Annotated in this window: 11 protein-coding genes; 3 read left to right on the top strand and 8 right to left on the bottom strand. The window is 66.7% G+C overall.

All coding sequences use genetic code 11. From position 1 onward, the window contains the following. The 3 genes from CH256_RS20940 to CH256_RS20930 all read right to left on the bottom strand — a co-directional run. Positions 1-131 (bottom strand): AAA family ATPase (locus CH256_RS20940; protein WP_179272173.1); only part of this gene is annotated, 131 nt, incomplete at its 3' end. Then, complete coding sequence (locus tag CH256_RS20935; protein ID WP_094670504.1) at positions 128-1,276, bottom strand: 8-amino-7-oxononanoate synthase; 1,149 nt, start codon at positions 1,274-1,276, stop codon at positions 128-130. The genes CH256_RS20935 and CH256_RS20940, both read right to left, overlap by 4 nt. Before the next feature lie 25 nt (positions 1,277-1,301). Beyond that, positions 1,302-2,588: an adenosylmethionine--8-amino-7-oxononanoate transaminase gene (locus CH256_RS20930; protein WP_094670499.1), complete on the bottom strand. Its 1,287-nt coding sequence runs from the start codon at positions 2,586-2,588 to the stop codon at positions 1,302-1,304. A gap of 72 nt (positions 2,589-2,660) precedes the next feature. Between CH256_RS20930 and CH256_RS20925 the strand changes: the two genes are divergently transcribed. From CH256_RS20925 to CH256_RS20915, 3 genes are read left to right on the top strand one after another with little or no spacing between them, the layout of a single operon-like run. Beyond that, positions 2,661-4,004 carry a serine hydrolase gene (locus CH256_RS20925; protein WP_094670498.1) on the top strand — a complete coding sequence of 448 codons (1,344 nt, stop codon included), beginning with the start codon at positions 2,661-2,663 and terminating at the stop codon, positions 4,002-4,004. 46 nt (positions 4,005-4,050) lie between these two features. Next, on the top strand, positions 4,051-4,257 hold the full coding sequence (locus tag CH256_RS20920) for an inositol 2-dehydrogenase (protein ID WP_094641078.1): 207 nt from the start codon (positions 4,051-4,053) through the stop codon (positions 4,255-4,257). 43 nt (positions 4,258-4,300) lie between these two features. Next, positions 4,301-6,268 carry an acyl-CoA dehydrogenase family protein gene (locus tag CH256_RS20915; RefSeq protein ID WP_094641077.1) on the top strand — a complete coding sequence of 656 codons (1,968 nt, stop codon included), beginning with the start codon at positions 4,301-4,303 and terminating at the stop codon, positions 6,266-6,268. 31 nt (positions 6,269-6,299) lie between these two features. On the opposite strand, the gene CH256_RS20910 is transcribed toward CH256_RS20915, so the two are convergent. The 5 genes from CH256_RS20910 to CH256_RS20890 form a co-directional block, all read right to left on the bottom strand. Beyond that, complete coding sequence (locus tag CH256_RS20910; RefSeq protein ID WP_094670497.1) at positions 6,300-7,097, bottom strand: cyclase family protein; 798 nt, start codon at positions 7,095-7,097, stop codon at positions 6,300-6,302. Further along, positions 7,097-8,272, bottom strand: a complete 1,176-nt coding sequence (locus CH256_RS20905) for a PQQ-dependent sugar dehydrogenase (RefSeq protein ID WP_094641075.1) — start codon at positions 8,270-8,272, stop codon at positions 7,097-7,099. The genes CH256_RS20910 and CH256_RS20905 overlap by 1 nt, the downstream gene beginning before the upstream one ends. 111 nt (positions 8,273-8,383) lie before the next feature. After that, the gene (locus CH256_RS20900; protein WP_256989503.1) at positions 8,384-9,601 is read right to left on the bottom strand and encodes a PQQ-dependent sugar dehydrogenase; all 1,218 of its coding nucleotides are present in this window, start codon (positions 9,599-9,601) and stop codon (positions 8,384-8,386) included. A gap of 87 nt (positions 9,602-9,688) precedes the next feature. After that, on the bottom strand, positions 9,689-9,892 hold the full coding sequence (locus tag CH256_RS20895) for a heavy-metal-associated domain-containing protein (RefSeq protein WP_068046431.1): 204 nt from the start codon (positions 9,890-9,892) through the stop codon (positions 9,689-9,691). Between the two features lie 19 nt (positions 9,893-9,911). Continuing rightward, the gene (locus CH256_RS20890; protein WP_032393890.1) at positions 9,912-10,193 is read right to left on the bottom strand and encodes a metal-sensitive transcriptional regulator; all 282 of its coding nucleotides are present in this window, start codon (positions 10,191-10,193) and stop codon (positions 9,912-9,914) included. Positions 10,194-10,200 lie beyond the last annotated feature (7 nt).

Raw genomic sequence — 10,200 nt, 5'->3', positions numbered from 1 at the left:
CCGACGCCGGTCTGCGCCGGTTTGCACACCGCAACCGTCCATCCGCCTGCGCGCGCGGCCGCCGCGATACCCGCGGTCACCACGGTCTTGCCGACGCCGGTCGACGTTCCGGTCACGAGCAGAACCGTCACCACAACACCGCCGCATTCGATACCGCCGCATTCAACACAGCCGCGAGGACCGACGCGGCACGGTCGACATCGGCGTCGGTGAGATCGGCGCGCGCGGTCAGTCGGAGTCGAGACCCGTCGGCCGGAACCGACGGTGGCCGGAAGCATCCGACGCGGACGCCGAGCTCGAGGCAGTCCGCAGCCGCCTGCACCGCACGCTGCGCGTCGCCCAGAACCACCGGGACCACCGCCGACTTCGTCGCTTCGACGCCCGCTGCGGCGGCCAGTTGCGTTGCTCGCACACCGATCGAGTGCACCCGTTCGGGTTCGCCGCGCAGGACGGTCAACGCGGCCGCTGCCGCGCCCACGGAGGCAGGCGCGAGGCCGGTGTCGAACACGAACGTGCGCGCAGTGTGCAGCACCTGAGTGCGCACCGCTGCCGGCCCGAGAACCACCCCGCCCTGCGATCCGAGGGCCTTGGACAGCGTTGCGGTGATCACCAGGTCGGGTGCGCCGGCGAGGCCTGCTTCGTGGACGGCTCCTCGGCCGCCGTCGCCGCGTACGCCCAACCCGTGCGCTTCGTCGACGACGAGCACCGCGTTTCGCCTCCGACACACCGCATACAGCTCGGCCAGTGGCGCGAGATCGCCGTCGGCACTGAACACCGAGTCGGTCACCACCAGGGCCCGCTGTTCGGGACGCTCCCGCAACAGCTCGTCGACATGGCCGGTATCGCAGTGCCGAGCGACGGCCACTCGGGCCCGAGACAGGCGACAGGCATCGATGAGCGAGGCGTGCGACGCGGCGTCGGAGATCACCAACGCGTCGCGGCCCGCCAGTGCCGTCACGATCCCGAGGTTGGCGGTGTAGCCGGAGGAGAACACCAGTCCCGCCTCGGCTCCGAAAAAATCGGCGAGGTTCTCCTCGAGTCGCTCGTGCGCCGTCGTCGTGCCGGTGACCAGCCGCGATCCGGTGGATCCGCCGCCCCACCGGCGCACGGCAGCGCAGGCTCCGTCGATGACGGCCGGATGCCTGGACAGGCCGAGGTAGTCGTTCGAAGCCAGGTCGAGGATCGCCTCCTCGGCCGTGCGGGGGAGCACGACGCGCTCGAGTCCGGCCTCGAGTCGGGCGTGCGCGGTGGCGTCGAGCCACTCCAGAGCGGTCATGGCAGCGACCATACTTGAACGCTGTTCAAGTATGGCTTCGGGCCACCGCCAGCATCGCGCCTGCAATGGCCGCCACGTCCTCCTCGGTGCAGATGTACGGCGGCATCGCGTACACCAGACGGCCGAACGGACGCAGCCACACACCCGCGTCGACGGCCGCTGCCGTGGCTCGAACCATGTCCACCGGACTGCGCATCTCGACGACGCCGATGCCGCCGAGAACGCGAACATCGGCGACTCCCGGCAAGGACCGGGCCGGCGCGAGGCCGTCGGCCAACCCCGACGCCAGACGTGCGACCTCGGCGCGCCAGTCGCGCGAGAGCAACAGTTTTACCGACGCCACCGCGATCGCACACGCCAGTGGATTACCCATGAACGTCGGCCCGTGCATCAGACCCCCGGCCTCGCCGCCCGAGACGGTTTCGGCCACTTCGGTGGTGCACAACGTCGCCGCCAAGGTCAGATATCCACCGGTCAGTGCCTTGCCGACGCACATGATGTCCGGTGCGACACCCGCGTGGTCGGCAGCGAACAACTCCCCGGTTCGACCGAATCCGGTCGCGATCTCGTCGAAGATCAGTAGTACGCCGTACTCGTCGGCCAATCGGCGCAGTTCCAGCACATAGCGCGAGTCGTGGAACCGCATTCCGCCTGTGCCCTGCACGATCGGCTCGACGATGATCGCCGCCAGTTCGTGCGCGTGCTCGGCGAGCACCCGCTCGAATTCGGCGACGTAGCCGGCGTCGAACTCCGCGGGCGGAGCCGGAGCGAACACCTGCTTCGCGAGCACATCGGTCCACAGCGTGTGCATGCCGCCGTCCGGGTCGCACACGCTCATCGGCGCGAACGTGTCTCCGTGGTATCCGCCGCGCCAGGTCAACAGCCGAGTGCGACCGTTCTCGCCGCGTCCGCGCCAGTACTGCAGCGCCATCTTCACCGCGACCTCCACCGAGACCGATCCGGAATCTGCGAGGAACACCTTCTCGAGCCCCGCGGGGGTGATGTCGACCAGCAGCTCGGCCAACCTGGCCGCCGGAGCATGTGTCAGTCCGCCGAACATGACGTGGCTCATTCGACCCAGCTGATCGTGCGCGGCGGCGTCGAGCACCGGATGCCGGTAGCCGTGCACCGCCGCCCACCACGAGCTCATGCCGTCGACGAGTTGCCTGCCGTCGGCCAACGTCAACCGCACTCCCGACGCACTGTCGACCGGCAGCGGCGTCGCATCCGCCGGGAACCGGCTGTAGGGGTGCCAGAGATGGTCGGAGTCGATTCGACGGACGTCTTCGGAAGTCAGCACGCCAGAGCACATTGCCACAGCGCCCGTCCGGCCGTACCGAGACTGGACGGGTGGCGAAATGTCCGAATCCATTAGCATCGCAGCATGACGACGCGCACCGTGACGAGACTCGTGGGAGTGGTCGTTGCCGCCACTCTGGCGCTCTCCGCCTGCGGGGGCACGTCCGCTGCGCCCGTGCCCACCACGACCGCTCCGGACTTCGCCGTCGACACCTCCACTCCCGTGGGCGCAGTCAACGAACGCATCCTGCGGTGGATCAACGCCGAGAACGCACCCGACCCCGCCGAGGTCGAGGCAGTCACCGGCCCCGAGCTGGCCGAGGCCGTCGCACCGCTGGGTGGGCTCGCCACCCCACTCGAACAGTTGCGGGCAGGCGCACCGAACGTGGCCACGAGCTTCGAGGCCGGTCCCAACTCCGGTGTCCTGCACTTCACCACCGCGGGCATCCCGGCCACGATCACGACGTCGATCGGCACCGACGGCAAGCTCGACGGCTTCCTGGCCCGGCCGGACACCCCCACGATCTCGTCGTTCGACGATCTCGACGCGGCACTGTCGAAGGTCGCCCCGAACTATTCCTACAGCGCGTCTCGACTCAACGGCGGCGACTGCGAATCGATCTACTCCGTCAACGCGGACTCGGTGCTTCCCCTCGGATCGGTGTTCAAGCTGTACGTTCTCGGCGCGCTCACCGACGAGATCGACGCAGGCAACATCCGCTGGGAAGACCAGCTCACCGTTCGTGATGCCACCAAGAGTGCGCCGTCGGGTGAACTGCAGAATCTGCCCGACGGCACGAAGGTGTCGGTTCGGGAGGCGGCCGAGAAGATGATCTCGTTGTCCGACAACACCGCAACCGACCTGCTGATGCAACGCCTCGGCCGCGACCGGGTCGAACGCCAACTCGGCGTCATGGGTCATCACGACCCGTCCGTCATGACGCCGATGATGGACACCCGGCAGTTCTTCGTCATCGGATTCGGCGATCCAGACATGCGGGAAGAGTGGTCCGGGGCCGACCCCGCCACCCGGGCAGAGCTGCTCGAACGGGCGGACGCGAGGCCGCTCGAAATCGACTTCGAGAACTTCCTCGACAATCCGGCGTCGGCGGACGGTGTCGAATGGTTCGCCAATGCGCAGGACGTCTGCGCTGCCATGGGGTATCTGGCCAACGGCCCGGGAGCGGAGGAGAACCGCCGCATTCTCGCGATCACCCCGGGCGTGCAGCTCGACGCGGCGCTGTGGCCGTACTCGGGCTTCAAGGGCGGCAGCGCTCCCGGTGATCTGGCCGGCGCATTCCTCGCCACGGACGCGGCCGGCCAGGACTGGATCGTGACCGAGCAGTTCCGGGCCGACGGCGCGATCGATCTGATTCCGTCCAGCTACGCGTTCCTCGTCGCGCAGCAGGCGTTCGCGTTGATGAAGTGAGTGGGATTTGTAACATCGGTGTTACCGCTGCATTACACTCGCGGTCGTGGAGGCACAACACGAACCAGCCCAGCACGCGTGGCCGGAGGGCTTCAAGGAGTTCCTGGTCGGCGAGTTCACCGACTTCAGTCCCCTGGTGAACCGGGCCATGGAGGACAACTGCGCGTCGTTGTTCCACGACGGTCCGTACGCGAAAAAGGGCTTCTGGCGCAGCTGCCGGGCCGTGTTGCGAGAATTCGTCTGGCCGGTCTGACTTTCCGGCCTTCACAGGCGGCCGCAAAAGGTTACCGTCGAGTATGGCAACCACAACGGATCACCTTCGGAACACTCTGGACGGCCGCTGGCGAGATGTGAAGAACCAGGCGCGTCAGCAACTTGCACGCGACGAGTTCCGTCCGCATTACACGCCGAACACCGTCATCGCCCGCACCAAGGCAATGGAACAGATGAAGTTGCTCGCCGCTGCCGGTGCAGCCGACAACGGCTTCAAGAAGGAGCACGGCGGCACCGGAGATGTCGGTGCCGCGGTGACGATGATCGAAATGCTCGCGATGAGCGATCTCTCCCTGATGGTCAAGGCCGGCGTCCAGTGGGGGCTGTTCGGCGGTGCCATCGAGAATCTCGGCACCGAACGCCACCACGAGGCCTACGTCCCCAAGATCATCAGTCTCGATCTGCTCGGCTGCTTCGCCATGACGGAGACCGGACACGGCAGCGACGTGCAGTCCCTCGAGACCACGGCCACGTACGACCCGAAGACGGACGAGTTCGTCATCAACTCGCCGACGCCGTCCTCGCGCAAGGACTACATCGGCGGTGCCGCCGAGACCGCGACCGTCGCCGCGGTGTTCGCTCAGCTCATCACTGCAGGCCCGGGCGAGGAGCCCGAGAGCCACGGTGTGCACTGCTTCTTCGTTCCGCTCCGCGACGAGAACGGTGACGACCTGCCCGGTGTCACCACCTCGGACTGTCAGTACAAGGGCGGTCTCCCCGGCGTCGACAACGGCCGCCTGATGTTCGATCACGTCCGCATCCCGCGAGACAACCTGCTCAACAAGTACGCCGATGTGTCCGACGACGGTACGTACTCCTCCCCCATCGAGAACAAGTCTCGACGGTTCTTCACGATGCTCGGTACGTTGATCCGCGGTCGCGTCACGGTCGGTGGCAGCGCCGCTGCTGCGGCCCGCGTCGCTCTCGACATCGCGACGCGATACGCGTTGCAGCGCAGGCAGTTCTCCGCACCGGATTCCGATCAGGAGGTCCTGATCATGGACTACCTGGTGCATCAGCGTCGACTGTTCCCGCTCATCGCCAAGTCCTACGCCCTGCAGTTCGCGCAGAACGAGCTCGTGTCGAAGATGCACGAGCTGCAGACCGCGGACAACCCCGACGCCGAGGAGCAGCGCGAGCTCGAGTCCAGGGCGGCAGGTCTCAAGGCCGCGAACACCTGGCATGCGACCGCCGCGATCCAGGAAGCCCGCGAAGCCTGCGGCGGTGCAGGCTATCTCGCCGAGAACCGGTTGATCTCACTCAAGGCCGACACCGATGTGTTCACCACGTTCGAGGGTGACAACCATGTGCTGACGCAGCTGGTGGCCAAGGAGCTGCTCACCGCGTACGCCGACGACGTCAAGTCCATGAGCCCGGTCGAATGGGTCAAGTTCGCCGCCGACATGGTGGGCGACCGCGTCGTCAAACGCACTGCGGCCCAGGCGATCATGCAGACCATCCTCGACCGCCGTCAGGACAACGAGGAAGAGGGCTCGCTGTTCAACCGCGGCACCCAGGTCAAGATGTTCGAAGATCGTGAGGAGTACCTGCTCTCGACCGTCGCGCGCCGGTTGCAGTCGAAGTCCAAGGAGACCACTCCTTTCGAGGCGTTCAACGCGGTGCAGGATCACGTGCTGCATGCCGCGAGTGCGCACATCGATCGGATCATCTTCGAGGCGTTCATCGCCGGCATCGAATCCTGCGAGGACGCCACCACCAAGGAACTGCTCGACGAGGTCTGCGACCTGTACGCGCTGTCGGTGATCGAGGCGGACAAGGCCTGGTTCATCGAGCACCGCTACCTGTCGACCGAGCGATCCAAGGCCGTCACCCGTGCCATCAACGAGCGGTGCCGGACGCTGCGTCCGCACGCCGAACTGCTCGTCGACGGCTTCGGGGTTCCCGACGCGTTGGTCGGTGCCGCGATGCTCGGAGAGCCAGGGGCGGGAACCGAGGAAGAGCCGGCCGCGAACCCCAGCCACGCGCACTGACGCGTAGCCGGGGTTCAGCCGGAAACCCGGGTCAGCCGGGAACTATCGCGAAGACCCGGCAGGGACCGCCGGTCGCGCCCGCGTGCTTCGGTGCGCCGACAACGACCGTCGCCCCTGCCGGGGGCACCGCGTCCAGATTCGCCAGTGCCTCGACTCCGTATCGGCCTGCCCCGAGAACTGCTGTGTGAGCCGGGTATTCGCGGTCGTTCATGCGGTCGAGGCTCAGAGTGTCGACGCCGATCCCGACGACGTTGCGCTCGCGCACCAGCATCTGTGCCGCGTCTGCGCCGAAGACGGGGGCAGCACGCTCGGCAAGCCTGTTCTGCCATCGGCTGTGCATCGCCACCAATGCGCAATCGGGTATTCGACCGTGCTCGCGCTCCCACTGCGCGATGTCCTCGGTCGTCACCACAGCTTCTGGATCCGATGCGGACCTGGCCGAGATGTCCAGTACGACGAGCGGAGCGATCAGATCTTCGAGGGGCAGGATGTCGGCCGTCGCGCCGCCGCGAACGCGGTGTGCCGGGGCGTCGATGTGCGTGCCCGTGTGCTCCCAGTACGAGAGCTTGTTCACCAGGAACCCGCCCAGCTCGTAGGCGGCGACCGGCCGCATCGAGAACGGTTCGCTGCCCGGCCACACCGGGAACGTCGGGCTCAGGGTGTGGGTCAGGTCCACGAGTCGGCCCGCTGGTATCGCCGACGCCACAACGGGTTCGGCGCGCACCGCTCCGGCCGTCGCAACGGTCAACGCGGCGGCCCCCAACGACCCGAACAGTGCCCTACGTCCGATTCTGCGGTTGACCGTCTCGACGACCTCGGGGCCGCACATCAGTCGGCAGCGGGGGTGACGAGCAGAACTTTGTCGTCCGATCCGTTGTCGGTGGTCAGCAGGAATGCGCCGGCGCCGCCGAAGCTGGTGAGTGAGCGCAGTCGTCCGTAGGTACCCACCAGGGCGTCGGCCTCGTCGACGAATTCTGTGCCGTCCTCGGACAGCTTGAGAAACACGAGCTTCTCTTCCTGCTGACTCGATATCACTGCGGCCCCGTTCCAGGAACCCCAACTCGCGCCGTCCGCGAAGGTCAGCCCGGGCGTGGCGATGGCGGGGCTACCCGAGCTCCACACCGCGGCGAGTGCTCCGGGCACGCGGGTGGGATCGGTCATCGGTACCGACTCGTCGTAGATGAACGGAAGTCGATCGGGGCGGTATCCGTAGTTGCCGCCGGGCACCAGCAGGTTCAGCTCGTCGTCTCGGGAGGTGCCCTGCTCCACCTCGTAGATCTGATCCGTGCCGGGACGAATCGCCAAGCCCTGCACGTTTCGATGCCCCAGAGTGAAGATGCGATCCGGTGATCCCGCGGCCGGAGAACCGTCGGCGTTGATATGTAGAACCTTGCCGCCCAACGAGTTCCGATCCTGCGGAACCGTCGGCGACGCCGTGTCTCCGGTGCCGACGTACAGGGTGCCGTCGGGGTGGGCCAGAATTCTGCAGCCGCCGTGGCGACCGCCGTCGGCGACGGGAATGTCGTCGACGAGGGTGCCGGTGCGCGTCAGTGCGGTCCACTCCGGATCGACGGTCCACGACAGGACGGCGATGTGGTTGTCGCTGCCGCCGCCGGCACTTCCTGTTCCGGCGCTACCGGTTCCGCCTGCGGAGCTCTGTACGCCCTGGCAGGTGTAGATGGTTCTGGACGCGGCGAAATCCGTCGCGAGTGCGATGCCCATGAGGCCCGTCTCGCCGGACGCGTAGAGGTCGTCGAGATCGGCGGCGAGCTCGCGGATGGTCCCGTCGACGGCGCGGATCACGAACCGGCCGGAGCGCTCCCCGGTCAGCACCGTTCCGTCGGGCGCGACCACCGCGTCCCACGGCTTCGCGAGTCCGTCGATCACCGTGGTGACCGTCAGGCCGGGTAGCGGATCGGCCTGTGCCGTCGCGGTGGTCGTAGCCGCGAGCGTCAGGAAGACGCTGGCGGCGAGTACTCCGGAACTGGACACCAGCTTGTTCATCCACACTCCTGACGACGATCCGCGACCGGTCCGATATGACCGATATCACATGATTTTAAACACAGTCGAGGGGATGCTCGCCGACTCACGACGCAATTCGTTGCCCGTGGTTCAGCCGACCTCGGGCGTGACGAGCAGAACCTGATCGTCGGATCCGTTGTCGGTGGTGAGCAGGAAGCCGCCGTCGCCTCCGAAGGGGGTGAGCGAACGCAACCTGCCGTAGGTGCCGTCCAGTGCCTCCGCCTCGGCGACGTACTCGGTTCCGTCCTCCGACAAGGCCAGGAAGACGAGCTTCTGTCCCTGCTGACTCGAGATCACCGCGGCACCGTTCCAGGAGCCCCACTGCTCACCGTCGGTGAACGTGACGTCGGGGGTGGCGATGGTCGGATCACCCGAACTCCACACTGCAGGCAGGGCACCGGGAACCCGATCGGGATCGGTCATGGGGACCGATTCGTCGTAGACCGACGGGCGTCGATCGGGGCTGTAGCCGTAGTTTCCGCCCGGCACCAACAGGTTCAGCTCGTCGTCCCGGCTCGTCCCCTGCTCGACCTCGAAGATCTGATCGGTGCCGGGACGGATCGCCAGTCCCTGCACATTGCGGTGACCGAGAGTGAAGATGCGATCCGGCGCGTCGGCTGCGGCGGTGCCATCGGCGTTGACGTGTAACACCTTGCCGCCCAGCGAGTTCCGATCCTGAGGAAAAGTCGGGTTCGCGTTGTCGCCGGTGCCGATGTACAGAGTGCCGTCGGGGTGGGCCAAGATTCGGCAGCCTCCGTGCCGCCCGCCGTCGGCGACCGGAATGTCGTCGACGACAGTGCCGGTTCTCGTCAGGGCAGTCCACTGCGGATCGACGGTCCACGACACGACGGCAATGCTGTTCTCGCCGCTACCCTCGCGCCCCTGGCAGGTGAACACGGTTCGAGAGGACTCGAAATCCACCGCCAGTGCGATACCCATGAGCCCGGTCTCACCGGCGGCGTAGAGATCACCGAGATCCGCGTTCAGTTCACGCTGGACTCCTGCGGAGTCGCGGATGACGAACCGACCGGAGCGCTCTCCGGTCAGCACCGTGCCATCGGGAGCAACCACCACGTCCCAAGGCTTGTCGAGGCCGTCGAGCACGGTGGTGACCGACAGGTTCGGCAGCGGCCCGGCAGGCGCGGCCGGGGAGGGAGCAGAGTCGGAATCGGAGCCCTGCGACGACGAGGTCGCGGACGACTCGGTCGGCTCTGCACTACTGCCCTGTTCGGTGGTGTCCGTCGAGCAGGCCGCTACCAGGGCCACACTCATGGCAATGACCGCTGCGCCGGTGACCGGTTTCTTCACGAGCTCTCCTCACGATGTTCGGTAAGTCTCATTTCTCCGGTATCACCGTTTTCGCGACTTCCGAACCACCGACGGATCGCAGTCGAGTCAGGACACCAGTCGATACCCGGCTTCGACGACCGCTGCGTCCACCGTCGCGTCATCGAGCGCCGAATCGCTGCTCACCACGACTGCCCCGGAATCCACATCGACGTCGACGCCGGTGACTCCTGCGATCTCCGATACTTCTTCTCTCACCGACGCGGCGCAATGCCCGCACGTCATGCCCTCGACCGAATACGTCGTCTGCATCTGAATTTCCCCTCTTCCGTCAGGAGCGAACCAGGCGCGCGATGGCCTCCGAGGCCTCTTTCACTTTCGCGTCCGCCTCGGGTCCGCCGTGTTTCGCGGCCTCCACGACGCATCCTGCGAGGTGGGCGTCGAGCAGCTTCAACGAGACCGACTGCAGCGCCTTGGTCACCGCAGACACCTGGGTGAGGACATCGATGCAATAGCGGTCGTCTGCGACCATTCGCGAAATGCCGGCCACTTGGCCCTCGATTCGGCGCAATCGCTTCAGCAGATCGTCCTGCTCGGCGCTGTAGCTGCTCATAACGCCC

This window comes from Rhodococcus sp. 05-2254-6 (assembly GCF_002258565.1).
Taxonomy (GTDB): domain Bacteria; phylum Actinomycetota; class Actinomycetes; order Mycobacteriales; family Mycobacteriaceae; genus Rhodococcoides.
The sequence above is the reverse complement of the archived record's forward strand: the minus strand, read 5'-3'. Positions and strand labels throughout refer to the sequence as shown.